This is a genomic window from Phenylobacterium sp., assembly GCF_004799515.1.
Lineage (GTDB): Bacteria > Pseudomonadota > Alphaproteobacteria > Caulobacterales > Caulobacteraceae > Phenylobacterium.
Genome location: NZ_SSMX01000004.1, coordinates 92,151 through 116,896, shown reverse-complemented (window position 1 = coordinate 116,896; position 24,746 = coordinate 92,151). Strand labels below are relative to the sequence as shown.

29 protein-coding genes are annotated in these 24,746 nt (G+C 71.2%); 18 read left to right on the top strand and 11 right to left on the bottom strand.

The window, feature by feature from the left end; genetic code table 11:
* Positions 1-3: 3 nt before the first annotated feature.
* A complete protein-coding gene (gluQRS, locus tag E8A49_RS02565; protein WP_293376029.1) occupies positions 4-870 on the top strand; it encodes a tRNA glutamyl-Q(34) synthetase GluQRS in 867 nt (288 codons plus the stop codon).
* On the top strand, positions 863-1,780 hold the full coding sequence (locus E8A49_RS02560; protein ID WP_293376027.1) for an EamA family transporter: 918 nt from the start codon (positions 863-865) through the stop codon (positions 1,778-1,780). The genes gluQRS and E8A49_RS02560 overlap by 8 nt, the downstream gene beginning before the upstream one ends.
* Here E8A49_RS02560 and E8A49_RS02555 read toward each other — a convergent pair.
* The 4 genes from E8A49_RS02555 to E8A49_RS02540 all read right to left on the bottom strand — a co-directional run bounded on the left by E8A49_RS02555 (position 1,767) and on the right by E8A49_RS02540 (position 5,386).
* Positions 1,767-2,339 (bottom strand): YbhB/YbcL family Raf kinase inhibitor-like protein, encoded by a 573-nt coding sequence (locus E8A49_RS02555; RefSeq protein WP_293376025.1) that lies wholly within the window; start codon positions 2,337-2,339, stop codon positions 1,767-1,769. The genes E8A49_RS02560 and E8A49_RS02555 overlap by 14 nt on opposite strands.
* 57 nt (positions 2,340-2,396) lie before the next feature.
* Entirely contained in the window at positions 2,397-3,836 is a 1,440-nt protein-coding gene (locus E8A49_RS02550; protein WP_293376023.1) for a protein adenylyltransferase SelO, read from the bottom strand.
* Positions 3,837-4,020: 184 nt separating this feature from the next.
* Positions 4,021-4,821 (bottom strand): SDR family NAD(P)-dependent oxidoreductase, encoded by an 801-nt coding sequence (locus E8A49_RS02545; protein ID WP_293376021.1) that lies wholly within the window; start codon positions 4,819-4,821, stop codon positions 4,021-4,023.
* Position 4,822: 1 nt separating this feature from the next.
* A complete protein-coding gene (locus E8A49_RS02540) occupies positions 4,823-5,386 on the bottom strand; it encodes a carboxymuconolactone decarboxylase family protein (protein WP_293376019.1) in 564 nt (187 codons plus the stop codon).
* Between the two features lie 78 nt (positions 5,387-5,464).
* On the opposite strand from E8A49_RS02540, the gene nhaA reads away from it, so the two are divergent.
* Positions 5,465-6,658 carry a Na+/H+ antiporter NhaA gene (gene nhaA, locus E8A49_RS02535; protein WP_293376017.1) on the top strand — a complete coding sequence of 398 codons (1,194 nt, stop codon included), beginning with the start codon at positions 5,465-5,467 and terminating at the stop codon, positions 6,656-6,658.
* On the opposite strand, the gene E8A49_RS02530 is transcribed toward nhaA, so the two are convergent.
* Both E8A49_RS02530 and E8A49_RS02525 read right to left on the bottom strand, forming a co-directional pair.
* Entirely contained in the window at positions 6,655-7,587 is a 933-nt protein-coding gene (locus E8A49_RS02530; protein WP_293376015.1) for an alpha/beta hydrolase, read from the bottom strand. The genes nhaA and E8A49_RS02530 overlap by 4 nt on opposite strands.
* Positions 7,588-7,652: 65 nt before the next feature.
* A complete protein-coding gene (locus E8A49_RS02525) occupies positions 7,653-9,092 on the bottom strand; it encodes an aldehyde dehydrogenase family protein (protein WP_293376013.1) in 1,440 nt (479 codons plus the stop codon).
* Positions 9,093-9,395: 303 nt separating this feature from the next.
* Between E8A49_RS02525 and E8A49_RS02520 the strand changes: the two genes are divergently transcribed.
* The 7 genes from E8A49_RS02520 to E8A49_RS02490 all read left to right on the top strand — a co-directional run bounded on the left by E8A49_RS02520 (position 9,396) and on the right by E8A49_RS02490 (position 13,389).
* Positions 9,396-10,049, top strand: a complete 654-nt coding sequence (locus E8A49_RS02520) for an SDR family NAD(P)-dependent oxidoreductase (RefSeq protein WP_293376011.1) — start codon at positions 9,396-9,398, stop codon at positions 10,047-10,049.
* Positions 10,050-10,150: 101 nt separating this feature from the next.
* Positions 10,151-10,531, top strand: a complete 381-nt coding sequence (locus E8A49_RS02515; RefSeq protein WP_293376009.1) for a dihydroneopterin aldolase — start codon at positions 10,151-10,153, stop codon at positions 10,529-10,531.
* The gene (locus E8A49_RS02510) at positions 10,528-11,289 is read left to right on the top strand and encodes an SDR family NAD(P)-dependent oxidoreductase (RefSeq protein WP_293376007.1); all 762 of its coding nucleotides are present in this window, start codon (positions 10,528-10,530) and stop codon (positions 11,287-11,289) included. The genes E8A49_RS02515 and E8A49_RS02510 overlap by 4 nt, the downstream gene beginning before the upstream one ends.
* A gap of 11 nt (positions 11,290-11,300) precedes the next feature.
* Positions 11,301-11,831, top strand: coding sequence for a 6-carboxytetrahydropterin synthase (locus tag E8A49_RS02505; RefSeq protein WP_293376005.1), 531 nt, complete (start codon positions 11,301-11,303; stop codon positions 11,829-11,831).
* Positions 11,832-11,843: 12 nt separating this feature from the next.
* On the top strand, positions 11,844-12,209 hold the full coding sequence (gene folB / locus E8A49_RS02500; protein WP_293376003.1) for a dihydroneopterin aldolase: 366 nt from the start codon (positions 11,844-11,846) through the stop codon (positions 12,207-12,209).
* A gap of 66 nt (positions 12,210-12,275) precedes the next feature.
* Positions 12,276-12,686 carry a hypothetical protein gene (locus E8A49_RS02495; RefSeq protein WP_293376001.1) on the top strand — a complete coding sequence of 137 codons (411 nt, stop codon included), beginning with the start codon at positions 12,276-12,278 and terminating at the stop codon, positions 12,684-12,686.
* Between the two features lie 16 nt (positions 12,687-12,702).
* Entirely contained in the window at positions 12,703-13,389 is a 687-nt protein-coding gene (locus E8A49_RS02490) for an isoprenylcysteine carboxylmethyltransferase family protein (protein WP_293375999.1), read from the top strand.
* Positions 13,390-13,393: 4 nt separating this feature from the next.
* Here the strand turns inward: E8A49_RS02490 and E8A49_RS02485 are convergent, their stop codons facing one another.
* Entirely contained in the window at positions 13,394-14,281 is an 888-nt protein-coding gene (locus E8A49_RS02485) for a branched-chain amino acid aminotransferase (protein ID WP_293375997.1), read from the bottom strand.
* 92 nt (positions 14,282-14,373) lie between these two features.
* On the opposite strand from E8A49_RS02485, the gene E8A49_RS02480 reads away from it, so the two are divergent.
* The 3 genes from E8A49_RS02480 to E8A49_RS02470 all read left to right on the top strand — a co-directional run bounded on the left by E8A49_RS02480 (position 14,374) and on the right by E8A49_RS02470 (position 17,123).
* Positions 14,374-15,087, top strand: a complete 714-nt coding sequence (locus E8A49_RS02480) for a response regulator transcription factor (protein WP_293375995.1) — start codon at positions 14,374-14,376, stop codon at positions 15,085-15,087.
* Positions 15,087-16,445: an ATP-binding protein gene (locus E8A49_RS02475; RefSeq protein ID WP_293375993.1), complete on the top strand. Its 1,359-nt coding sequence runs from the start codon at positions 15,087-15,089 to the stop codon at positions 16,443-16,445. Before E8A49_RS02480 ends, E8A49_RS02475 begins: the two co-directional genes overlap by 1 nt.
* A gap of 66 nt (positions 16,446-16,511) precedes the next feature.
* The gene (locus tag E8A49_RS02470) at positions 16,512-17,123 is read left to right on the top strand and encodes a class I SAM-dependent methyltransferase (protein WP_293375991.1); all 612 of its coding nucleotides are present in this window, start codon (positions 16,512-16,514) and stop codon (positions 17,121-17,123) included.
* On the opposite strand, the gene E8A49_RS02465 is transcribed toward E8A49_RS02470, so the two are convergent.
* The 4 genes from E8A49_RS02465 to E8A49_RS02450 form a co-directional block, all read right to left on the bottom strand.
* Positions 17,120-17,809: a hypothetical protein gene (locus E8A49_RS02465; RefSeq protein ID WP_293375989.1), complete on the bottom strand. Its 690-nt coding sequence runs from the start codon at positions 17,807-17,809 to the stop codon at positions 17,120-17,122. The genes E8A49_RS02470 and E8A49_RS02465 overlap by 4 nt on opposite strands.
* A gap of 3 nt (positions 17,810-17,812) precedes the next feature.
* Positions 17,813-18,607 (bottom strand): pyrroline-5-carboxylate reductase, encoded by a 795-nt coding sequence (proC, locus tag E8A49_RS02460; protein ID WP_293376265.1) that lies wholly within the window; start codon positions 18,605-18,607, stop codon positions 17,813-17,815.
* Positions 18,608-18,781: 174 nt separating this feature from the next.
* A complete protein-coding gene (locus E8A49_RS02455; protein ID WP_293375987.1) occupies positions 18,782-19,288 on the bottom strand; it encodes a YbjN domain-containing protein in 507 nt (168 codons plus the stop codon).
* A 140-nt stretch (positions 19,289-19,428) separates the two neighbouring features.
* The gene (locus E8A49_RS02450) at positions 19,429-19,713 is read right to left on the bottom strand and encodes an accessory factor UbiK family protein (RefSeq protein WP_293375985.1); all 285 of its coding nucleotides are present in this window, start codon (positions 19,711-19,713) and stop codon (positions 19,429-19,431) included.
* Between the two features lie 121 nt (positions 19,714-19,834).
* Here E8A49_RS02450 and lgt point away from each other — a divergent pair, with 121 nt between their 5' ends.
* The 5 genes from lgt to E8A49_RS02425 all read left to right on the top strand — a co-directional run bounded on the left by lgt (position 19,835) and on the right by E8A49_RS02425 (position 24,705).
* A complete protein-coding gene (lgt, locus tag E8A49_RS02445; protein ID WP_293376263.1) occupies positions 19,835-20,707 on the top strand; it encodes a prolipoprotein diacylglyceryl transferase in 873 nt (290 codons plus the stop codon).
* Entirely contained in the window at positions 20,694-21,764 is a 1,071-nt protein-coding gene (locus tag E8A49_RS02440; protein WP_293375983.1) for an SAM-dependent methyltransferase, read from the top strand. Before lgt ends, E8A49_RS02440 begins: the two co-directional genes overlap by 14 nt.
* Positions 21,761-22,531, top strand: coding sequence for a peptidoglycan editing factor PgeF (gene pgeF, locus E8A49_RS02435; RefSeq protein WP_293375981.1), 771 nt, complete (start codon positions 21,761-21,763; stop codon positions 22,529-22,531). Before E8A49_RS02440 ends, pgeF begins: the two co-directional genes overlap by 4 nt.
* Before the next feature lie 57 nt (positions 22,532-22,588).
* Complete coding sequence (locus tag E8A49_RS02430; RefSeq protein WP_293375979.1) at positions 22,589-23,524, top strand: ribose-phosphate pyrophosphokinase; 936 nt, start codon at positions 22,589-22,591, stop codon at positions 23,522-23,524.
* Between the two features lie 116 nt (positions 23,525-23,640).
* The gene (locus E8A49_RS02425; protein WP_293375977.1) at positions 23,641-24,705 is read left to right on the top strand and encodes a hypothetical protein; all 1,065 of its coding nucleotides are present in this window, start codon (positions 23,641-23,643) and stop codon (positions 24,703-24,705) included.
* The last annotated feature ends 41 nt before the right edge of the window (positions 24,706-24,746 follow it).

Sequence of the window (24,746 nt, the reverse complement as noted above, 5' to 3'; positions counted from 1 at the left end):
CGGGTGTCCGGCCTTTCCAACACAGCCTTCGTCACCCGCTTCGCGCCGTCGCCCACGGGCTTGCTGCATCGGGGCCACGCGTTTTCGGCGCTGACGGCCTTCGAGGCGGCCCGGGCGGCGGGCGGGCGCTTCATCCTGCGCATCGAGGATATCGACCGCACCCGCTGCCGCCCGGAGTACGACGCCGCGATCCTTGAGGATCTGGCGTGGCTGGGGCTCGAATGGGAAGCGCCGGTGCGCCGCCAGTCGCAGCACATGGCCGACTACGGCGCAGCCCTGCGCGAGCTTTCCGAACGCGGCCTGACCTACCGCTGCTTCCGCACCCGGCGCGAGGTGGCGGAGGCCATCGAGAGCGCGCCGCATGGCACCCTGGAGGCGTTCCGCGGCGCGCCCCTGCCGCCGGCCGAGGAGGCGGCGCGGGTTGAGGCCGGCGAAGCCTACGCCTGGCGCCTGTCGCTGGCCGCCGCCGAGCGGGCGCTGGGCGGGTTCGGCGGCCTGACCTTCGTCGAGGACGGCGAGGGGCCGGACGGCGAGCATGGCGTCATCCAGGCCCGCCCGCAGCTCGGCGGCGACGTGGTGCTGGCGCGCAAGGAGGTCGGCGTGGCCTACCACCTGGCGGTGGTGGTCGACGACGCCCTGCAGGGGATCACGGAGGTGATCCGCGGCCGCGACCTCTTCGAGGCGACCCATGTGCAGCGCCTGCTGCAGGCGCTGCTGGCCTTGCCCACGCCGGCCTATCGCCATCACCGCCTGCTCGCCGGGCCCGACGGCCGGCGCTACGCCAAGCGTGACCGCGCCCAGACGCTGCGCGAGCTCAGGGCTTCGGGTATGACAGCGCGCGAATTGCGGGAGGCGTTGGGCTTTGGCTGAGGCGGTGATCGAGGGGAGCGCGCCCAAGCGCTGGCCGGCGGTGGCCATGCTGGTGTTCGGCGCCTGCGTGATCGGCTTTTCCGGCGCCCTGGTGCGGCTGACCGGCACGGGGCCGGCGGCGGCGGGCTTCTGGCGGCTGACCTTCGCCCTGCCGCTGTTGGCGATCATGACCCGGGCGATGAGCGGGCCGTTGGGGCGGCCCAGGCCCATCGTGCTGCTGACCGGGCTGATGTTCGCCCTCGACCTGGGCTTCTGGCACTACGGGATCAAGTACACCTCGGTGGCGGCCTCGACGGTGCTGTCGAACCTGACGCCGGTGGTTGTGACGGCGTTCGCCTGGGCGTTCCTGAAGCAGCCGCCCCGCAAGCTGTTCCTGCTGGCGCTCGCCGTGGCGGTAAGCGGCGCCTGGATGATGGGGGCGGGCAAGGGCGGCGGCGCTCCGGTGCTCGACGCGAAGCTGGGCGACATCCTCTCGCTGACCACGGCCTTCTGGTACGCGCTCTATTTCCTGGCGCTGAGCGAGGGGCGCAAGACCGAGGCGGCGAGCCGGATCATGTTCTGGTCCAGCGTCACCGGCGCGCCCCTGCTGCTGATCACCGCTTTCCTGCTGCGCGAGCAGATCGCGCCGACCACGCTGGCGGGCCTGGCGGCCTGCATCGGCCTGGGCGTGGTGCACATCGCGGGGCAGGGCTCCATCGCCTGGGCCATGGGCCGCCTGCCCACGCAGCTCGCCTCGGTGGTGGTGCTGGTGCAGCCGGTGGTGGCGACCTACGCCGGCTGGCTCTTGTTCGGCGAGGCGCTCGGGCCCTTGCAGGCGGCCGGCGCGGTGGTGGCCCTGGGCGGGGTGGTCCTGGCCCAGTGGGTCTCGCGGCCCGCGGCGGTGAAGGCCGCGGCGGTCAGTCCGACTTAGGCTGCGGGGCCCGGAAGGCGCCGACGACCTCGCCCTTGGCGATGACATGGCCCTGGATGGCGGTCAGCACCGCCTCGCGGTCGGCGCCGGCGGGCAGATCGATGGTCCGGTCCACCGCCAGGACCTGGAAGTGGTAGTGATGGGCGTCGTCCTTGGTCGGCGGATGCGGCCCGACATAGCCAACGCTCTGGTGGCTGTTGGTCCCCTGGACGCCGGCCTTCGCGCCCTCCGGCAGCGTGGTCGTATCGGTGGGGATGTTCCAGTCGACCCAGTGCGACACCGGCTGGGCGCCTCCGCCATCGGGATCGTCCACCAGCACCACATAGGACTTGGCATTGGGTGCGGCGGTCCAGGAGAGCTGCGGCGAGACGCTCTGGCCGAACGCGCTGTACTTCAGCGGGATCGCGTCGCCGTCCTTGAAAGCGGAGCTGGTGACCTTGATATCGCCGTTCGTCTGGGTCTCCGAGCGGTCGTAGGAGATCACCCCGCCGGCGAAGGCGGGGGCGGCGGCCAGCGCCGCGCTCGCGGCGATCAGGGCCAGTCTCATCGCTGGTTTCATGGGGGCGTCTCCGTCTACGCGGAGGAAACGCCTAGCGTGCGGTGAAGGTTGCACGGATCAAGCCTGGGCGGAGAGGCCCCAGGCGCGGCGGGCGGCTTCGATCCCGGCCAGCTTGGCGTGGAAGGCGGACCAGTCGTCGCCCTCGGCGATGGGCGCCCAGAGCGCCTCGATCTGGTCGTAGAGCAGCTCCTCCGGCTCGGGCCCCGTGAAATACGGGTCGCCCAGGCGTTCTGGCCGGTCGGGCTCGAAGGCGGCCAGCAGGCGGCGGAAGTCCGCGAAGCCCTCGCGGCCGTAGAGGGCGGCGCGCGGGCCGTCCATCGCGCGGGCTTCGCTCCCGCAGAACCAGTCGAAGAAGAAGGGCTCCCAGCGCAGGGGCTCGCCGCCTTCGGCGAAGGCGGCGAACACCGCCTGGGTCAGCGCCGCGTCCTCGTCCGATCCCCTAGACCTGACCCCGAGCCGCGCCAGCACGGCGGCGGTCAGCTCGGCCCGGTAGGCGAAGCCGAAGGCGTTCAGCGCCGCCACCAGGCCGTCGGCCCCGGTGACTGGGCTCAACGCCCCGGCCAACTGCTGCAGGTTCCAGAACACCGCGGCCGGCTGGCGGCCGAAGGCGTAGAGGCCGTTGTGATCGAAGTAGGCGGCGGTGAAGTTCGGGTCGTTGTACGGCAGGAAGCGATAGGGCCCGTAGTCGAAGCTCTCGCCGGTGATGTTCATGTTGTCGGTGTTGAGCACCCCATGGACGAAGCCCGCGGCCATCCAACGCGCGGTCAGCCGGGCGGCGGCGCTCACCACCACCTCCAGGAGCGCGGTCGGGCGGTCGTTGGCGCCTTCGATCTCCGGGTAGTAGTGGGCGATCACGTGGTCCACGAGCGCGGTGATCCGGTCCGGCCGCTCGAAGAAGGCGTGGCGCTGGAACGAGCCGAAACGGATGTGGCTGTGGCTGAGACGGGTCAGCACCGCCGAGCGGGTGGGGCTGGGCTCATCGCCGCGCTCCAGCCCCTCGCCGGTCTCAACCAGGGAAAAGGACCGCGAGGTCGGCACGCCCAGGGCCTCCAGCATGGCGGTGGCCAGCACCTCGCGCACCCCGCCCTTGAGGGTCAGCCGCCCGTCGCCGGACCGCGACCAGGGCGTGCGGCCCGAGCCCTTGGTCCCGAGGTCCAGCAGGCGGCCGGTTGGATCCCCAGGAGTCCCGGCCTCGCGCATCTGGGCGAAGGTGAAGCCGCGGCCGTCGCCGAGTTCGGGGTTGTAAACCTGGAACTGGTGGCCGTGGTAGCGCTGGGCGAGCGGCGGATCGAGGTTGCCGGGCAAGGGCTCGAACCGGCCGAAGTGGGCGATCCACTCGGCGTTCGTCAGGGTGTCGAGGCCGACGGTCGCCGCCGCGCGGTCGTTGCGGAACCGCAGGATCGTCTGTGGGAAGGCTTCGGCCCGCACCGGATCGGCGAACTCTGGGCCGAGCTCGGCATAGACCGGATCGGGGCGATAGGCGGGCGAGACCGGCATCCCTCGCAGATGGACGCTTTGGGTACTCGCGACAAGCCACCCTTAGACCGTCATCCTCCGGTCGCCCGAAGAGGCGATCCGGGGGAGCCAAGCGGCATGGCCCAATTCCGTACCTCAGTTTGGGTCCCCCGGATCAGCCTGCGGCTGACCGGAGGATGACGGGGCTTGTTGAAGCGGTTCGTTCCTAAGCCATCTGCAAACCCATGCCGCCGTCGACGGGCAGGATGGCGCCGGAGATGAACTTGGCTTCGTCGCTGGCCAGGAACAGGGCGGCGTAGGCGGTGTCCCAGCCCATGCCCATCTTGCCGCCCAGGGGCACGCGGGCGTCGCGTTCGGCGCGGACCTCGGCGGTGGGGCGGCCGGTGGCGCGGGCGATGCCGCTGACCGCCATGGGCGTGTCCATGTAGCCCATCATGATGGCGTTGCAGCGCACGCCATAGCGGGCGTTGGACTGGGCGACGCTGGTGGTCAGCCGGTTCACGCCGGCCTTGGAGACCTCGTAGGCGAGCTGGATGCCGCCGGCCCGCGCGGCCAGGGAGGAGATGTTGACGATGGCGCCCGCGCCCTGGTCGCGCATCACCGGCAGGGCCGCCTTGATGGTCAGCCACATGCCCTTCAGGTTCACCGCCAGGATGCGGTCGAAGGCGGCTCCCTCCAGCCGGTGAGCCGGGCCGTCGCCGCCGCCGATGCCGACGTTGTTGATCAGGATGTCGAGCCGGCCATAGCGGGCCTTGGCCGCCTCGACGATGGCGGCGCAGTCGGCGGCCTTGGCCACGTCGGCGGCCAGGGACGAGGCGGTCCCGCCCTCCTCGGCGATCATGGCGACGGTCTCCTCGGCGCGCTCGGCCACGCGGTCGACGCAGAGGACCCTCGCGCCCTCGCGGGCGAACAGCATGGCCATGGCGCGGCCATTGCCGATGGTCTCGCCCGGCGTCTGGCCGGCGCCCGCCACCACCGCGATCTTGCCTTCCAGCCGGCCGGCCATGTCAGAACCCCTTCAGGTCGGGATCGAGGGTCTGGCCTTCATCGAGCTGCACGCCGAAGCTGTTCAGCATCATGGAGACCTGGGTGTACTGGCCGGCGGTGAACACCACGTCCATGCACTGCTTCGGCGTGAAGTGGGCGCCGAGCTCGGCCCAGGTCGCGTCCCCGATGAACTGGTCGGCATGCAGCTCGTCTGTGGCCTTGATCAGCGCCGCGTCGGCCGCGCTCCAGCCCGCGCCGGCGCCGCCCTTGATCCGCTGGATCTCCTCGCCGGTGAGGCCCTCGCGCAGGCCGATGCGGTGGTGCTGGGTCCACTCGTAGCCCGACTTGCAGAGGAAGCCGGTGCGCAGGATGACGATCTCCCGCTCGCGCGGCGGCAGGTCGTTGCGCTTGGAGAGCACATAGCCGCCCCAGGCGTTGAAGCGCGCCAGCGCCTTGGGCGCGCGGGCGAGGGTGCGGAAGATGTTCAGCACCGGACCGGGCCGGAACGCCTCCAGCGCCTCGGCCTGTTCGGGGGAGAGCTCGGCGTCGCTGAGCGGCGCAAATCGGGGTTTCGCGAGCCGCATACGGGTCCCTCCAGGGTGGGGTCTGTCAGCCGTTCGGATACCTTAGGCGTGGGCGCAAGGCCATGCTAACCGGGCGTCATGGCCAAGCGGATCACGCTCGACTTCCTGAAGACCGAAAGCGCCTCGGGCCTGATCCTGGCGATCGCGGCGGTGGGGGCCATCGTGCTCGCCAACTCGCCCTGGGCGCACCTCTATTTCGGCTTCATCGGCGCGCCGTTCACCGTCCAGCTGGGGGCCTTCACCGAGACGCTGTCAATCATCGACTGGGTGAAGGAAGGCCTGATGGCGGTCTTCTTCTTCGTGGTCGGGCTGGAGATCAAATACGAGATCGTGCGCGGCGAGCTCGCCAACCCGCGCCGCCTGGCCCTGCCGGTGATCGCGGCGCTGGGCGGCATGGTCGGGCCGGCGTTGATCTACCTGGCGCTGAACATGAGCGGCCCAGGCGCGGCGCCGCAGGGCTGGCCGACGCCGGTGGCCACCGACATCGCCTTCGCCATCGCCGCCCTGGCGGTGGCCGGGCCGAAGCTGCCGCCGAACCTGCGGGTCTTCCTGCTGACGCTGGCCATCGTCGACGACCTGGGCGCGGTGGGCCTGATCGGCCTCCTGTTCACCGACCACTTCCGGATCCTGGAGTTGGCCGGGGCGCTGGTGGCGCTGGCCGGCATGGGCCTGCTCGGCCGCTGGCGGCGCGCGCCCTACCTGCTCTACGCGGTGGGCTTCGTGATCGTCTGGGGCTTCATGCTGAAGTCGGGGATCTCGACCTCGCTGGCCGGCGTCGCGGCGGCGGCGACCATCCCGCTGGAGGCGCGCAAGCCCGGCCGGCCCGGCGTGCTGGAGGACTTCATGGAGGGCCTGCACCCCTATGTGGCCTTCCTGATCCTGCCGCTGTTCGCCTTCTGCGCGGCGGGGTTCAGCGCGCGCGGCATCGGCCTCTCCGACCTGTTCGGCCCGGTGGCGCTGGGCGTGGCGGCGGGCCTCTTCCTCGGCAAGCAGATCGGGGTGTTCGGGGCGGCCTTCCTGGTGATCGCGCTCAAGCTGGCGCGGCGGCCCACCGGGGCGAAGTGGGTCGAGCTCTACGGCTTGTCGCTGCTCTGCGGCATCGGCTTCACCATGAGCCTGTTCATCGGCCAGCTCGCCTTCCCCTCGACCGACGCGGTGGCGCAGGGCCAGGTGCGGATCGGGGTGGTGGTGGGCTCGCTGCTCTCCACCGCCGCCGGCATGGCGGTGCTGGCCTGGGCCCAGCGCCGGCGGGCGGGCGAGGATCTGGACTAGGCCAGCTCCGCTTTCAGCGCCGCCGCCGTGTCCGCCGCGGCCTTGGCCACGGCGGGAGAGACGTCGGCCATGATGTAGAAGTCGTGGACCAGCGCCGGGTATTCCACGTGGATCGCGGAGACGCCCGCGGCCCTCAGGCGCTCGGCGTAGTCGCGGCCCTCGTCCTTCAGGGGGTCGAAGCCGGCGGTGACCACCAGGGCGGGCGGCGCGCCGGCGAGGTCCCGCGCGCCCAGCATGGCGCGGTGGGCGTGCGGGTGGCCGGCCGCGGCCAAGAGCTTCTCGAACCAGTCGAGGGCGGCCCGCGTCAGCACCGGGCCGTCCAGAGCCTTGCGCGAGGCGGTCTCCTCGTCCGGCCAGATGCCGGGGTAGAGCAGGAGCTGGAACTTGATGCGCCGCTCGGCATCGTCCTTCAGGTCCAGCGCCACCGAGGCCGCCAGATTGCCGCCGGCGCTGTCGCCGCCCACGGCGATGCGGGCCGGGTCGGCGCCGATCTCGCCGGCGTGGTCGAAGGCCCAGGCGGTCGCCGCCAGCGCGTCGTCGTGGCCGGCGGGGAACGGATGCTCCGGCGCCAGGCGGTAATCCACCGCCAGCACGCGGCAGCCGGCGCCGGCCGCCAGGCGGCGGCAATGGCCGTCGTGGGTTTCCAGGTCGCCGATCACGAAGCCGCCGCCGTGGAAATAGACCAGCAGCGCCGAAGGCGTCGGCGCGCCGGGCGGGGTGTAGAGCCGGGCGGGGATCGCGCCCGCCACCATCAGGTCACGGGCCTCGACGTCCTTGGGGGCGTTCTGGTCCTGGGCCTGGCGCTGCATGCGGTAGCCGGCGCGCACCAGGTCCGGCGGCAGGGCGTCGAGCGCCGGCTGCGGCTGGGCCTTGGCGGCCTCCGCCTGCTGCTCGAGCATGGCGGCGAAGTCGGAATCCATCACGGTCATGGCGGGGTCCTGAAACGAAAAAGGGGCCGCCTTGCGAGCGGCCCCCTGATCGGTGTGAGCGAGGCTTACTCCGCGGCCTGTTTGGGCGCGTAGCCCAGCACGGCCTTGATCTCGAGGAACTCGTGGAAGGCGAAGTCGCCCCACTCGCGCCCGTTGCCGCTCATCTTGTAGCCGCCGAAGGGGGCGGTCAGGTCGCCGCCGCCGCCGTTGATCGACACCTGGCCGGCCCGCAGCTTGGACGCCACTTCACGGGCCTTGGCGAGGTCGCCGGACTGCACGTAGGCGGCCAGGCCGTACTCGGTGTCGTTGCCGATCTGAACGGCCTGGTCGACGCTCTCGTAGCCCAGGATCGACAGCACCGGTCCGAAGATCTCCTCGCGCGCGATGGTCATGTCGTTGGTGACGTTGGCGAAGACGGTGGGCTTCACATAGTAGCCCTTGTCGAGGCCGTCCGGCCGGCCCACGCCGCCGATGACCAGGGTCGCGCCCTCGTCGATGCCGGCCTGGATCAGCTTCTGGATCTTGTCGAACTGGGTCTTGTTGACCACCGGGCCCAGCTGGGAATTGCCGTTCGGGTCGCCGACGGTGACGCCGGAGGCGGTTTCCTTGGCGACCGCGATCGCCTCGTCCATCCGCTGGGTCGGGACGAGCATGCGGGTGGGCGCGTTACAGGACTGGCCGGAGTTGGTCATCATGGTGGCCACGCCGCGGCCGACGCCCTTGGCGAACGCGTCGTCGTCGAGGACGATGTTCGGGCTCTTGCCGCCCAGCTCCTGGGCCACGCGCTTGACGGTCGGGGCGGCCGCCTTGGCCACCTCGATCCCGGCGCGGGTCGAGCCGGTGAAGGAGACCATGTCCACTTCCGGATGGCTGGACATCGCCGCGCCCACGGTCGGGCCGTCGCCCTGGACGAGGTTGAAGACCCCCTTCGGCACGCCGGCGGCGTGCATGATCTCGGCGAAGATCTGGCCGGTGAACGGGGCCACTTCCGAGGGCTTCAGCACCATGGTGCAGCCCGTGGCGATGGCCGGGGCGACCTTGCAGACGATCTGGTTCAGCGGCCAGTTCCAGGGCGTGATGAAGGCGCAGACCCCGATCGGCTCCTTGACGATCATCGTCGGGCCGCGGTCTTCCTCGAACTTGAAGGTCTTGAGGATCTCGATGGCGGTGGAGAGATGCCCCATGCCGATCGGCACCTGCGCCCGTTGCGCGAGGGAGGACGGCGCGCCCATCTCCTCGGTGACCGCGGTGGCCAGGTCGCCGAAGCGCTTCTGGTACTCGGCCAGGATGCGGCCCAGGACCTCGATGCGCTCCTCGCGGGTGGTCTGCGACCAGGAGGCGAAGGCCTTGCGCGCGGCCTTGACGGCCTTGTCGACGTCGGCGGCGGAGCCGACCGCGATCTTGCCTGCGACGGTTTCGGTGGCCGGGTTCTCGACGTCGAGCGTCTTCAGCTCGACCGGGTCGACCCATTCGCCGTCGATGTAGAACTTGAGGTACTCGCGCATGACGTCCTCCGGGAGCTTCGTTTTTCAGCGGATCGCCTGATTAGGCCATGGGCCGTCGGGCTTCACCCCTTATCTTAGTGATCGGCGGTAACTCGGTGAAGGGCAGATTGCCGAAAAGGGCCCGCTTCCGCTGAACTCTTCCCCATCGCGGGGAAGGGCTGTAAAGCCCGGTCAGCAGTTTCGGAGCCCCTCATGGCCGGCATCTACGTCATCGTCATCTTCATCGCGGTGATCGCGGTCTTCAACCGCGTCGAGTTCGGCCGGTTCGACTGAGCCGCGCCCTGAGCCTCGCCCCAAGCTTCCATGGGTGAGCGCGGCGCGGCCCTGGTCACCGGCGGCGCGCGGCGCATAGGCCGCGCCCTGGCGTCGGCCGCCGCCGAGGCCGGCTACGACGTCGCCATCCAGGTCCGCGCGGCGGACGACGAGGCCGAGGCCGAAGCCGCCGCGGCGGACGTCCGCGCCCGCGGCCGCAAGGCGGTGATCCTGGCCTGTGAACTGCGCCAGGAGGCCGCCACCGTGGCCCTGGTCGGCCAGGCCGAGGCGGAGCTCGGGCCCATCACCCTGCTAGTCAACAGCGCCAGCGTCTTCGACGAGGACGCCTTCGCCGACATGAACCGCGCCACCTGGGACGCGCACATGGAGACCAACCTGCGCGCGCCGCTGGTGCTGGCCCAGGCGTTTGCGCGGCGCCTGCCACCCGGCCGTGAGGGACTGATCGTCAACCTTCTGGACCGGACGGACGGCGCCCCCCAGGCGCCCTTCTCCTACGCGCTCAGCCACGCGGCCTTGCGGGAGGCGACCCTGCTCCTGGCCTCGGCGCTCGGGCCGCGGGTCCGCGCCGCCGCCCTGGGCCCTGCGAGCGGGCGGCTGGCGGACGCCGATCCGGCCGCCCTGGCCGGCGGGCTTGGCCGGCTGATCGCGGGGCAGGCGGCGGGCGATTGGCTGGGGGTCGGCTAGGCCTTCGCCGGGATGAGCGGTGGTGAGTACGGCCCGACCCCACGTTGCCGCCGCAAGGCCCGACTGTTATGGCGAGGCCGGAACGGGAACCCCGGCGCGGCATGGATTGGCGTAATCAGGCGGATTATCAGGCGGCGATCCTCGAAGACGTCGAGGTGAGCGTCCGCTGCGGCCTGCATCCCTGGGAACAACATCCTGAACGGCCGAACCGGCTGTTGGTCTCCGTCGAGCTCTATACGGCGACGGTGTTCGACGCGGAGTCCGGTCACGGCTACCTTGACTACGACCGGGTGCGCGACGAGATCCTGCGGTGGCCCAAGCGCGGCCACACGCCCCTGCTCGAGACCCTGCTGGCCGATCTGACGGACTTCGTCTTCGAGGACCCGCTGGTTGACGCCGCGCGGATCAGCATCCGCAAGCCCGACATCTTCAACGAGACGCGGGCCGCGGGCGTCGAGTGGTTCCAGAAACGCCAGACGTGACCCTGGGCGCCGCGCTCGTCACGGGCGCCGCCCGCCGCGTCGGCGCCGCGTTCGTCCGGGAGCTGGCCGCCATGGGCCGCGCCGTGGTCATCCACCACCGCGCCCACCACGAGGACGCGGCCGCCCTGGCCGCCGAGATCGAGGCCGCCGGCGGCCGGGCGCTGGCCCTCAACGCCGACCTGAACGACGAGGCCGACTGCGCCCGGCTGATCGCCGAGGCCTTCGCCGCCTTCCCGGACCTGGACGTCCTGGTCAACAGCGCCTCGACCTTCAGCTACGACGAGGTCGCCACCGTCCGGAAGCCGGCGCTGATCGAGACCCTGGCCTCGAACCTCGCCGCCCCCTTGCTGCTCTGCCAGGGGTTCGCCGAGGGCCTGCGAGCCGAACGCGGCCTGGTGGTCAATGTGCTGGACCAGAAGGTCAATTTCCCGAACCCGGATTTCTTCGCCTACACGGTCGGCAAGGTGGCGCTGGCCAACCTGACGCCGACCCTGGCGCTGGCGCTGGCGCCCCGGGTGCGGGTGTGCGGCCTGTCCCCGGGCCTCGCCCTGCCCAGCGGCGCCCAGACCGAGGCGGACTTCCACGCCGCCGTCGCCGACACGCCGCTGGGGCTTTCCTGCACCCTGGAGGACCTGCGCCGGGCGTTGCGGTTCATCGTCGAGACCCCCAGCTTCACGGGCCAGAACCTGACGGTCGACGGCGGCGAGTCCCTGCTGCGGCGCCCGCGCGACGTCGCCTTCGACGTGAACGCGAGGTAGTAGAGGCAGGCATGGTCCAACTGGAGTTCTCGCGGCGCTATTCGATGGCGCACCGCCTGCTGCACGACGCCGACGGCAAGTGCCTGACGCCGCATGGCCACAACGAGGTGGTGACGGTGACCCTGCGCCCAAAGCGCGACATGGACTTCGGCGCCTCGAACATGGCCGCCTCGTTCGCCGACCTGAAGCGGCGCTGGCACGCCTGGATCGACGAGGCGGTCGACCACGCCTTCCAGGTCAACGCCGAGGACCCGCTGATCGACTATTTCCGCGCCCATGAGCCGGAGCGTCTGTCCCGGCTGATGGTGATGCGGGGCGACCCGACCACCGAGGCCCTGGCCATCGCCTTCCTGCTGAAGCTCTCGGCCTTCCTCGCCGCCGACGGCCTGCCGTTCGAGGCGGTCGCGGTGGCCATCGAGGAGACGCCCACCAACCGGGTCAGCGTAACGGCTGAGGATTGGGCGGCCTCGGGCGCGGCCTGGCGGCCGGGCGACTGGGCGAGCCGGGCCGACCTTTCGATCAACGACCTCGAGCTGGGATAGCGCGCCCCGCCGATGACCCTGCGCACCGCCATGACCCGGGTGTTCGTCACCGGCCTGAAGGTGCAGGCGCAGATCGGCGTCTATCGCCACGAGATCGGCCGGGTGCAGCCGCTGGTGGTCGACGTGGAGCTGGACGTGCCGAGCGCCGGGTCGGAGCGGCTGTCCGACACCTTGAACTACGAGACCATCCTGGCCGCCGCCCGCGACATCGCCGGCCAGGGCCACATCGAGCTGGTGGAGACCTTCGCCGAGCGGCTGGCCGCGGCCTGCCTGGAGGATGCGCGGGTGACCAAGGCCCGCGTGCGGGTGGAGAAGCCCCTGGCGCTCGCCCCCGACGCGGTGGGCGCGGGTGTGGAGATCACAGTCGTCCGCGACTGAATCCTTACGAAACCTTATCTAGCGCGAACCGTGGTTTGCGGCATGATCGGGGCCAGGAGGACTCCCATGAGCTCCCAATACGACTACGACCGCGCCCAGAGCGGCGCCTTTGAAGACCGCACCATGCCGGCGGTGGTCTATGCTTTGATCATCCTGGGCCTGTTCCACGGCCTGACCCTGATCATCGGGGTGATCATGGCCTATGTGCTGCGCGGCGCCTCCGGTCCCGCCAACGCCAGCCACTACACCTACATCATCCGCACCTTCTGGACGTCGCTGATCGTCTGCCTGTTGGGCGGGGCGCTGGCCCTGGTCAGCTTCCCCTTCAGCTTCATCCTGATCGGCATCCCCTTCATGTGGGCGGGCGGCGCGATCTGCTTCCTGGCCTGGCTGTGGGCCATCGTGCGCTCCGTCGTGGGCGTGGTGCGCCTGGCCCAGGGCGCGCCCATCGTGCAACCCTACGGCTGGGCGTTCTAGCCGGGCGGCTCGCCCCGTGGGCCGCCTGATCGCCCTGCTGCTCGCCGAGATCGCCGCCATGATGGCGGTGTTGGCGGGCCTCTTGTTCGGCGGCGCGGGGACGCTCGCCTGGCCCAGCGGCTGGGCCTATCTCAGCCTCTACCTGGCGGCGAGCCTGGGCGTCAGCCTGTGGCTGGCCAAGGCCGATCCGGCCCTGCTGGAGGAGCGGCTGAAGTCCGCCTATCAGAAGGACCAGAAGCCCTGGGACCGGGTGTTCATGACCCTGGTGATCATCGTCTACGCCGGCTGGACCGCGCTGATGGGCCTCGACGCGCGGCGGCTTGGCTGGTCGCACGTCCCGGTCTGGGCGCAGGGCCTGGGCGCGGTCCTGATCGTGCTGAGCTACCTGGGCGTGGCCTGGGTCTTCGCGACCAACAGCTTCGCCGCCCCGGTGATCAAGCTGCAGGCCGAACGCGGCCAGACGGTGATCGACACCGGCCCCTATGCGGTCGTGCGCCACCCGATGTACGCCTTCGCCCTGTGGCAGTTCGTGGGCGGCCCGCTGATGCTGGGGTCGTGGTGGGGTCTGGCGATCGCGCCGCTGGCCCTGGCCGGCCTGGCCTTACGCACCCTCGGCGAGGAGAGGATGCTGCGCGCCGAGCTGCCGGGCTATGACGACTACGCCCGGCGCGTCCGCTGGCGGTACGCGCCGGGGATCTGGTAGCCGATCAGGCCTCGACCAGCTCGCGCCGGACCAGCTTGGAATAGTCGTCCGCCAGGCTGAGCGAAATGTTGCCGGGGGTGAAGCGGTACTCGCCGATCTCCGCCACCGGGGTCACCTCGGCGGCGCTGCCGGTGACGAAGCACTCGGAGAACTCCGACAGCTCCTCGGGCCGGATGTGCCGCTCGATGACCTCGAAGCCCTTGGCCTGGGCCAGCTTGATCACCGACTGGCGGGTGATGCCGTTCAGGAAACAGTCCGCCACCGGCGTGTGGATCACCCCGTCCTTGATGAAGAAGACGTTGGACCCGGTGCTCTCCGCCACATAGCCGCGGTAGTCGAGCATCATGGCGTCGGTGTAGCCGTCCTTCTCCGCGGCGTGCTTGGAGATGGTGCAGATCATGTAGAGGCCGCTGGCCTTGGCGTGGACCGGCTCGGTCTCCGGCGAAGGGCGCTTGTACTTGGCCCAGCACATGCGGATGCCCTTGGCCTTCTCCTCGGGCTTGAAATAGCTCGGCCATTCCCAGCAGGCGATCGCCACATGGATCTTGGTCATCTGGGCCGAGACCCCGATCATCTCCGAGCCGCGCCAGGCGATCGGGCGGACGTAGGCGTCGGTCAGGCCGTTCTTGGCGCAGGTGTCCTTGCAGGCCTGATCGATCTGGGCCACCGTGAATGGGATCTGGAAGTCGAGGATCTCGGCGGACTTGAAGAGACGCTCGGTGTGCGCCGTCAGCTCGTAGATCACGCCCCCGTACATCCGCTCGCCCTCGAACACGGCGGAGGCGTAATGCAGGCCATGCGTCAGTACGTGCACCGTCGCCTCGCGCCAGGGCACGAACTGGCCGTCCAGCCAGATCCAACCGTCGCGATCGTCGAAGGGCACGATAGACATGAGGGGATGACCTCCTTCCACAAGCTTCCTCTAGAACCCTCCTGCGCCTCCGACGTCAAACAAAATGGCCCGGCCTTCCTGCGGGGCGGCCGGTGAGCGGCGCCCCGAAAGCCGCCGGCGGACGGGCGCGCCACCTCCTGGTGGTGGACGACGACGACCGCATCCGCGAGCTCTTGAAGGAGTACCTGGCCCGCGCCGGCTTCCGGGTGACCGCGGCGTCGGGCGGGGCCGGCGCGCGCAAGCTGATCGGGGCACTGGACTTCGACCTGGCGGTGCTGGACGTGATGATGCCCGGCGAGGATGGCTTTTCGCTGACCCGCTGGCTGCGCGAGCAGAAGGGCCCGGCCGGCAAGACGCCGGTGCTGATGCTGACCGCCATGGGCGAGGCGGGCAGCCGCATCGAGGGGCTGAAGCTGGGCGCCGACGACTATCTGGCCAAGCCCTTCGAGCCGGAGGAGCTGTTGCTGCGCATCGAGGCGATCCTGCGCCGCGCCTCGGACCGCCCGGCGCAGGGGACGGCGCTGTCGCTGGGCCGCTGCCGCTTCGATCCCGATCGCGGCGAACTCACCTCCGACGGCGAGCCAGTGAAGCTGACCGAGGCCGAGGTGGCCCTGCTGCGCCAGCTGGCGCGCACGCCGGACGAGGCGGTGGAGCGGTTGGAGCTGGCGCGCGGCACGGTCGATCCCTCCGGCCGCGCGGTGGACGTGCAGGTGACCCGGCTGCGGCGCAAGATCGAGGCCGATCCCAAGGCGCCGCGCTATCTGCAGACGGTGCGCGGCGTCGGCTACCGCCTGGCGCCGGATTGATGGCCCGTAGCCCGCGCGTGATCGGCCGCTGGATCAAGCGGCAGATGCCGAAGACCCTGTTCGGCCGCTCCCTGCTGATCATCGTCCTGCCGGTGGCGATCATGCAGATCGCGGTGACCTACGTCTTCTTCGACGCCCACTGGCAGACGGTGACCAGCCGCCTCTCCGAAGGCCTGGCCGGCGACATCGCTTGGGCCGTGGAAAGCTACCTCGACGATCCCAGCCCCGCGGCCTTCGACAAGCTTTCGAAGCGCGCCGAGGAGTCCATGAGCCTGTCCATCGCGCTGAAGCCCGGCCAGAAGCTGCCGGCCTCGCGGCGCGACGAGCCGGTGCTGATCGAGCCGTTCCTGGCGCCCATCGACCAGTCGCTGCAGCGGGCGCTGTCGGAGCGGCTGGACCAGCCGTTCTGGTTCGACACCACGCGCTATCCGGCCTTCGTCGACATCCGCGTCGCCGTGCCCGGCGGGGTGATGCGGATCATCGCGCCCCGCGACCGCGCCTTCGCGACCCAGGGCCACATCTTCGTCCTGTGGATGACGGTGGCCACGGTGCTGCTGACCGCCATCGCCATCCTGTTCATCCGCAACCAGGTGCGCGCCATCGAGCGGCTGGCCAACGCCGCGGAGGCCTTCGGGCGCGGCGCCGACGTCGAGGCGTTCAAGCCGCACGGGGCGCGGGAGGTGCGCCGCGCGGCGCGGGCCTTCCTCGACATGCGCGGCCGTATCCAGCGCCACATCGAACAGCGCACGACGCTGCTGGCCTCGGTCAGCCACGACCTGCGCACGCCGCTCACGCGCCTCAAGCTGGCGCTGGCCCTGGCCGAGCCCTCCAAACGCAACGCCGCCATGAAGGCCGACCTCGCCGAGATGGAGCACATGATCGACGAGTACCTGGCCTTCGCCCGCGGCGAGGGGGGCGAAGCCATCGAGACCGTCGACGTGCGCGAACTCCTGGAACAGGTCAGCGAGGGCGCGCGGCGCGCCGGCGCGCAGGTGGCCATCGCCGCCGATCCCGCGCTGACCGCGGCGGTGCGGCCCAATGCGCTGAAGCGGGCGCTCTCCAACCTGGTGATGAACGCCGCGGTGCACGGCGAGCACGTCGAGGTCGCCGCCCGGGTGCGCGAGCAGGGCGGCGTCGAGATTCTGGTGGACGACGACGGGCCGGGCATCCCCGAGGCGCAATACGAGGAGGCCTTCAAGGCCTTCGGGCGGCTGGACGAGGCGCGCAACCAGAACACCAAGGGCGTGGGCCTGGGCCTGGCCATCGCCCGCGACGTGGCCCGCGGGCACGGCGGCGACATCACCCTCGCCCGTTCGCCGCTCGGCGGCCTGCGCGCGGTGGTGCGCCTGCCGGGATAGATCCTCCGCATCCGTTTCGCGGCCCCGTGGCGACTAGGGGGCATGAGCGAGACGATGAGACCTCTCATGCAGCAGGCTGTGCGGCCGCAGGGCGCCTTCGGTGTCGTCATGGGCTGGCTGATGGGCGGCCTCAACGCCGCGCAGAACCGCGCGACGGTGGACGCGCTGGATCCGCCGCCCGGCGGGGCGGTGCTGGAGATCGGCTTCGGGCCGGGCCGGGCGCTCGAGATGCTGGCCAACAAGGTCCCGCTGGGACTGGTGGCGGGCATCGACCATTCCGAGTTGATGGTGGCCCGCGCGCGGCGGCGGCTGAACGGCCACCGGGGCGACGCGGCGCTCGACCTGCGGCTGGGCGAGGCCGGCGACCTGCCGTTCCCGGACGAGAAGTTCGACGTGGCCTTCGCGGTCAACAGCTTCCACCTGTGGCCGGACCCCGAGCGCGCCCTGGCCGAGATGGCCGGGGTGTTGAAGCCGGGCGGCGACCTGTTGCTCTCGATCCGCGATGTCCGGAACGGCGGGCGTTTCGAGGCGCCGGGCAAGGGCCAGGCGAGCGCCAAGGCCGCCGTGGAAACGATGCGCGACCTCGGCCTGCAGGTGCGCCAGCGCGAGATCGTCCACTCGCCCTCCCGCGCGACTCTCCTGGTGCGCGGCCGAAAGTGCGGGCGGGCGGACGGCTAGAGGGCGCTGACCGGCGCGCGGGGGCAGGTCTCGGACAGCGGGCAGGCCATGCACAGCGGCTCGCCGCGCCGGCACAGGGTCTTGCCGTGCTCGCGCAGCAGTTGGTGGGCGTCGACCAGCTCCTCGCACGCCCTTAGGCCAGCCGTCGCCAGCACCGCGAGGGCGTCCTTGTAAGAGGCGGCGTAGCTGGGCTGCTCGGCGAAGAAGCCCAGCCGGCCCAGGACGCGCAGGCCGTTGGACTCCAGGCTGGGCGTCGGCGCGATCCCGCTGAACAGCAGGATCTTGTCCCCGCCCGGCCCGCCGATCATCGGAAAGGCCCGCAGCAGGGCGCGGGCCTTGGCGAGCGGCAGGGCGCGGAGCGCCCCGTCGAGGTCGCCGCCGCAGCGGTCGCGCACCAGGGCGGCGATGTCGCGCCAGCGTCGCACCCGCACCTCAGGCCGCATGCCGCCGCGCGTCGCCAGGGGCAGGAGCGTGGCGTCGTCCGCCGCCAGGATGGCCGGAGCGCTGATCCCGATTTCGGCGGCGAAGGCGTCGAACAGGCTGCGCCGCCGGTCGTCGTCGATCAGGTAGCCGATGTTCTCCCAGAGGATCATCGCCAGCGGCTCGGTCGGGACCGGGGCGACCGCCGTGTGGCGTTTCAGCATCTCCAGCACCTGGGTCAGCTCGCCGGCCGGGCGCATGGGCATGGCCTAGCCGCCGAGTTCCTTCGAGCGGCGCTGGGCGGCGGCGGCGGCTTCGCGCAGCAGGGAGGGCAGGCCGTGCTCGCCCAGGAGGACGTTCAGCGCCGCCTCGGTGGTGCCGGCGGGCGAGGTGACCTGGCGGCGCAGTTCCGCCGGCTCCTCGCCGGTGGCTTCCAGCAGGGCCGCGGCGCCGATGGCGGTGGCGCGGGCCAGGCGCTCGGCGTCCGCGCGCGGCAGGCCGATGCCCGCGCCCGCCGCCTCCAGGGCCTCGATGAAGGCGTAGAGATAGGCCGGGCCCGAGCCGGAGATGGCGGTGGCGGCGTGGATCAGGGCCTCGTCGCCGAGGTCGACCGCTGTCCCCAGCGGCTCGAACAGGGTCCGCGCCCGGGCGCGGGCCGCCGGGTCGTCGGCGTAGAGGCTGGTGACGCCGCGGTTGATGGCGGCGGCGGTGTTGGGCATGGCGCGGGCCACGGCGCGGCCGCCGAACGCGCGGGCGATGGCCTGCGAGGGCACGCCCGCGGCGATGGAGACGATCACCGCCTCGGGAGACAGCACCGCGGCGTACTGGCCGGCTGCCTCCAGCCACTTCTGCGGCTTCACCGCCAGGATGACGGTCTGGGCGGCGGCGAGGTCAGCGTCCGGCGGGTTCAGCCGGGCGCCCCGGCCCTGCGCGCGCCGCGCGGCGTCGGAGGGGTTCGGGTCGAGGATCAGGATGTCGCGGGCGTCGAAGGCGCCGGCCCTGTCCCAGCCTTCGAGGATGGCGCCGCCCATGCGGCCCGCGCCCAGCATCAGGATCGGGGTGATCATGGGGGCAAGCTAGCCGCCGGCCCCCGAGGTGTCATCCCGGCTTGCGCGTAGCGGAAGGCCGGGACCCATACGCGCAGATGGGCCGACGTTAGCCTGGAAGCTCGGTGTCTATGGGTCCCGGACAAGCTGCTGGCGCAGCTTTCCGGGATGACAGCCCATGAGGAACTCGGCTCAGGCCTCGCCGACGGTCTCGAACATGCAGGCGGCGATGGCTTCGGCGGGGGACTTGGAGCCCTGCACCAGGAAGTCGAAGGCCGGATAGAAGCGGTCGGCGCCTTCGACGGCCACGTCGATCATGGCTGCGGCCTGGGCCAGGCTCGGCTGTTCGCCGGTCATCAGGGCCATGCCGTGACGGAAGATCACCTCGCCGTCTTCCCACAGCTCGAAGTGGCCGAGCCAGACACGCGGGTTGACCTGGGCGATCAGGTCCATGGCGTGGGCGCGCTGTTCGGTGGGGATGGTCAGGTCCATGGAGAGGCAAAGCTGCAGGCAGTCGCCCTCCGGCCGCCAGGCGAACCAAAGCTCATAGTCCTTCCAGTCGCCGGCCAGGGAGAAGGCGAGGTCGCCGTCCTCGGTGCGGTCGAAGGGGAGGTTTTCGGCGGCGAGCACATGCTCGACCACATCTAGGGGATCGGCGCCCAGCTGGACGCTGTCGTCGGAAGGGCTGGTGGTGTCCATTCAAGACCCCTTTCGCAGCGGGCGGGGAGCAGACGGCCGCCCCCGATTCGCCTGCGATACTGAACCTAAGCTGCTTCGCGGCCGGCGCGTCATCCGGTTCTTAGCGGACGCAGGCCACATTCCTGTGTGCAAGTGCGAGGTCAGGCTGCGCCGCCTGCCTTCGGCTTTGTCTTCGTAGTCTTCGCCGCCGCCGCCGTAGATGTCTGGGCCGCCGCGCGCAGGGCCTCGACCTCGGCCCGCAGGGCGGCCACTTCGGCCTTCAGCGCGTCCAGGTCGTCGCGGCGGATCAGGTCCATCTCGGCGACCATGCGGTCGGCCTGGGCGCGGACGGCGGCGCGCGCCTCCTCGCCGGCCGCCTGGGCCAGGCCCATGGCGGCGGTGGAGAGTTTGGCCATTTCGTCGAGGAAGGGATTCTGCGTCTGCATCGGGTACTCGGGCCGGCGGACGACAGGCCTGCCGGAGACCCCTTATATGGGGCTAAAGGGGTGAAAGCGAAGAGGTTCTCCTCTAAAGCGACAGTCAACCCTAACGCGGAGCCGGGTCCTGCTGCATTTCCCCGACATCAATCCGGTGCTGGTCCAGATCGGACCCTTTGCGATCCGCTGGTACGCCCTGGCCTATGTGGCCACCATCCTGCTGGGCTGGCGCTATGTCGTGAGCATGGTCCGCAATGAGAAGCTCTGGGCCTACCGGCCGCCGACGGCGACGCCGATCGAGATCGACGACCTGGTGCTGTGGCTGACGCTGGGGGTGATCGTCGGCGGACGGCTGGGCGACGTCCTGTTCTACCGCACCGCGCTGATCTGGACCGACCCGGTGGAGATCCTGAAGACCTGGCACGGCGGCATGAGCTTCCATGGCGGGGCGATAGGCGTTTTTGTCACAGGCCTGATCTTCGCCCGCGTGAAGAAGATCGACGCGCTCAGGCTGGGCGACCTGATCGTGGCGGCCGAGCCGATCGGCGGCTTCCTGGTCCGTATCGCCAACTTCATCAACGGCGAGCTGTGGGGCCGGCCTACGACCGTGCCGTGGGGCATGGTGTTCCCCGACGCCGGCCCGCTGCCGCGCCATCCGAGCCAGCTCTACGAGGCGGGGCTGGAGGGCGTTGTGCTGTTCTGCCTGCTGCGCTGGGCCACCCACCGCCGCCACTGGCTGAACCGGCGCGGCGTGGTGCTGGGCCTGTTCCTGGTGGGATACGGCCTGATCCGCATCAGCCTGGAGAACGTGCGCGCGCCGGACAGCTGGATGCCCAGCTTCCCCTTCGGCCTGACCATGGGGATGATGCTGTCGACGCCCATGGTTCTGATCGGCGCCTGGCTGATCTGGCGCGGCCTGAAGGAGCCCCTGCCGCCGGCCTTCGCCGAGGAGGAAGAGCACCTGGCTCCCGACGCCATCGCGGCCTCCGATGGGCCTGCGTGACAGGCTGGCGGCGGAGATCGCCGCCGGCGGGCCGATCAGCGTCGCCCAGTACATGACCGCCTGCCTGCACGACCCGAGGTTCGGCTACTACGCCACGCGCCCGGCGCTGGGCGCGGGCGGCGACTTCGTCACCGCGCCCCTGGTCAGCCAGATGTTCGGCGAGCTGGTGGGCGTCTGGATCGCCGCGGCCTGGGAGATGCTGGCCCGGCCCGCGCCGTTCCGGCTGGTGGAGATGGGGCCGGGCGACGGGACCCTGATGGGCGACATCCTGAAGACCCTGCGCCATGCGCCCGGCGCCCTGGAGGCCGCCGACGTCTGGCTGGTGGAGACCTCCGCGCCGCTGATCGCCCTGCAGTCCGGGCGGCTGGCCGGCCGCGTGCGCTGGACCAGGACCCTGGGCGAGGTCCCGGACGGCGCGCCGCTGCTGCTGGTGGCCAACGAGTTGCTGGACTGCCTGCCGGCCCGCCAGTTCGTGCGCACCGCCATCGGCTGGGCCGAGCAGGTGGTGGGGCTGGACGCGGACGGCGAGCTCGCCTTCGGCCTGGCCTCCACGCCGGTCGCCGGGCTCCTGCCCGACGCCGCGCCGGGGCAGGTCTTCGAGCAGTCTGCGGCGCAGGCGGCGCTTGGCGCGGCGCTGGGCGCGCGGATCGCGGCGGATGGCGGCGCGGCGCTGCTGATCGACTACGGCCGCGCCGAGCCGGGCTTCGGCGACACCCTGCAGGCGCTGTGGCGGCACCGGAAGGTCGACCCGCTGGAGAGCCCCGGCGAGGCGGACCTGACCGTCCACGCCGACTTTCCCGCGGTGATGGCGGCGGCGAGAGGGCAGGGCGCGGAAGCAGCGATCCAGACCCAGCAGGCCTTCCTCTCGCGGCTGGGGATCGGCGCGCGGGCCGAGGCCCTGGTGCGCGCCGCGCCGGGCCGCAGCGGGGTGATCGGCCGCCAGCTCACCCGGCTGATCGGCGCCGACGAGATGGGCGAGCTGTTCAAGGCCTGCGCGATCCATTCCCCCGGCTGGGCGCCGCCGGCCTTCGAGGACGTGGAGGATGAGGCGGCATGAGCGGGCCCGCGGTGCTGACCTCGAAGCTGCTGGAGGCGGCCGGCGTGCGCCACGCCTTCTTCACCCGGAACGGCGGGGTGTCGGGCGGGATCTACGCCAGCCTGAACGTCGGCCTGGGCTCGAAGGACGATCCGGAGGCCGTCGTCGAGAACCGCAGGCGCTGCGCCGCCCACTTCGGCGCGGAGAGCATCGTCACCGCCTATCAGGTCCACTCCGCGACCGCCCTGGTGGCCGACGGCGACTGGCCGGCCGGGCCGCCGCAGGCCGACGCGGTGGTGAGCGCCACGCCCGGCGTGGTCTGCGGGGCGCTGGCCGCCGACTGCGCGCCGATCCTGCTCGCCGACCCGCAGGCCCGGATCGTGGCCGCCGCCCATGCCGGCTGGAAGGGCGCGCTGACCGGCGTCGTCGAGGCCACGGTGGCGCGGATGGAGAGCCTGGGCGCCGACCGCAACCGCCTGCGCGCGGCGGTCGGGCCCTGCATCGGGCCGGACTCCTACGAGGTGGGCGTGGATTTCCTGGAGCGGTTCGTCCACTTCGACCGAGACTACGCGCGCTGCTTCCGCGCCGGTGTGACCCCGGACAAGCGGATGTTCGACCTGCCGGCCTTCGTGCTGGGCCGCCTGGCCGCCGCCAGTGTCAGCGCGTGTGAGTGGATCGGCCGCGACACCTGTGCGGAGGCGGACGATTTCTTCTCCAACCGCCGGGCCTTCAAGCGGGGCGAGGGCGACTATGGGCGGCTCATGTCGGCGATTGTGCTGGAGGGATAGACTCCCTGTCTTCGGCTGCTACAAGCCCGGCCATCAAGCGTCAGTCGTGGGGACCCGATGAAGCTGCTGGCCGGCAACTCCAATCGTCCGCTCGCCGAGGCCGTGGCCTCCCATCTGGACCTCCCGCTCACCAAGGCCCAGGTGAAGCGTTTCGCCGACAACGAGGTCTGGGTGACCATCGACGAGAACGTCCGGGGCGAGGACGTCTTCGTGATCCAGTCGACCAGCTACCCGGCCAACGACAACCTGATGGAGCTGTTGATCTGCATCGACGCGCTGAAACGCGCCTCGGCCAAGCGGATCACCGCGGTGATGCCCTACTTCGGCTATGCCCGGCAGGACCGTAAGACCGGCGGCCGCACGCCGATCTCGGCCAAGCTGGTGGCCAACCTGATCACCCGGGCCGGCGCCGACCGGGTCCTGACCATGGATCTGCACTCCGGCCAGATCCAAGGCTTCTTCGACATCCCCACCGACAACCTGCTCTCGGCCCCGATCCTGGCCGCCGACATCAAGGACAACCACGCCCGGTGCTCGGAGCTGATGATCGTCTCGCCCGACGTGGGCGGGGTGGTGCGGGCGCTGGCGGTGGCCACGCGGCTGAACGCCGAACTCTCCATCGTCGACAAGCGCCGCTCCGGCCCCGGCAAGAGCGAGGTGGCCAATATCATCGGCGACGTCTCCGGCCGGCGCTGCATCCTGTTCGACGACATGATCGACGGCGGCGGCACGCTGACCAACGCCGCCCAGGCCCTGGTCGACCACGGCGCGTCCGAGGTCTCGGCCTATGTCACCCACGGCGTCATGTCGGGCGCGGCGGTCGAGCGGGTGAACGATTCCATCCTGAAGGAGCTGGTGATGACCGACTCCATCGCCCCGCCGGAACGCGCCCGCGACGGCGGCAAGATCCGCTATGTCAGCTGCGACCGGCTGATCGGCGAGGCGATCCGCCGCATCGCCAATGAGGAATCGGTGTCGAAACTGTTCGATTGAGCCGGGGGAACCGTCACAGCCACGCTTGCCCATAGGGCGCGGTCTGTGCGAGTCCACTCGCGTCGGGGGACGATTCTAAGAACGACGCCGTGCGCGTCCGTGGGGAAGGCTTCCTGATGAGCTTCACAGCCGCCGCCCGCTTCCAACTTGCCGCCCTGGCGTCCGTCGTGCTGGCCGCCCTCCTGGCCGGCTGCTCCAGCCCCGCGCCGCCGCCGCCGGCCCCGCCGCCGCCGGCTCCGGTGGCCGCCGCCCCGCCGCCCGTCAGCCTGTCGCCGCGGGTGATCGAGCAGGCCAGCGCCTACCGGGCCTATGTCATCCACGCCACCGCCATCTCGCCCGCTTTCGCCGGCGGCCCCGACGTGGCCCAGAGCCTGAAGACCGGCGAGGCCTATGAGCCCACCGCCCTGCTGCGCGGGGCCATCGCCTATGGCGCGGTGGTCGCCCTGCAGGACCCGGCCTTCGTGGCCGGGGTGCGCAAGTTCGCCGCCGACGCCGACCAGCGCCGCCAGGTGGCCTATGAGATCATGAAGGATCCGGCCTACGCCGTGGGCTTCTCAGGCTCGGCCAGCGCCGCGGGCCTGGTGACCAGCGCGCTGGGCGAGGACGGCCGCAAGCTGATCACGCTCGGCCGCAACGTGCGCCAGTCGGCCTATGAGGTGCAGCACCAGGCCTGGTCGAAGGGCGACGTGCCCGGCCGCGATGCGCGCCTGTCGCTGGCCAAGGAGCTTTCCAGCACGCCGGGCCTGGGCGAGACCGCCGAGACCGCCCGCCTGCAGAGCGCGGTGGGCGGCGGCGGCCAGATGGGCCTGACGCCGCAGAGCCTGGACCCGCCCTATACGCCCGAGGTGATCCACAGCCTGGCGGTCGCGGCCCTGGCGGCCCTGGGCTACGCCGACGACGCCAGCCTGGGCTCGGTGATGCCGATCCTGGCCGACCCCAACGACGCCATCTGCCTCAACATGAGTAAGCTCAACCTCTACCAGTGCCTGGCGGTGGCCCGGCCGCACTACGAGGACGTCTTCTGCCTGGGCCAGCACGTGCTGGAGGACACCGGTCACTGCCTGATGAAGGGCGTGGGCGTGGCCGAGCCGCCGGATCCGCGCGCCGCGGCCGTCGCCGACGCCAGCCTGACCAAGGCGGCCGCCACCCCGGCGGCGCGCGCCAAGCACAAGACGCAGTAGGTTTCGCGCCCGGGCCCGTTGCGCGGCCGGGGGCTTTTGTG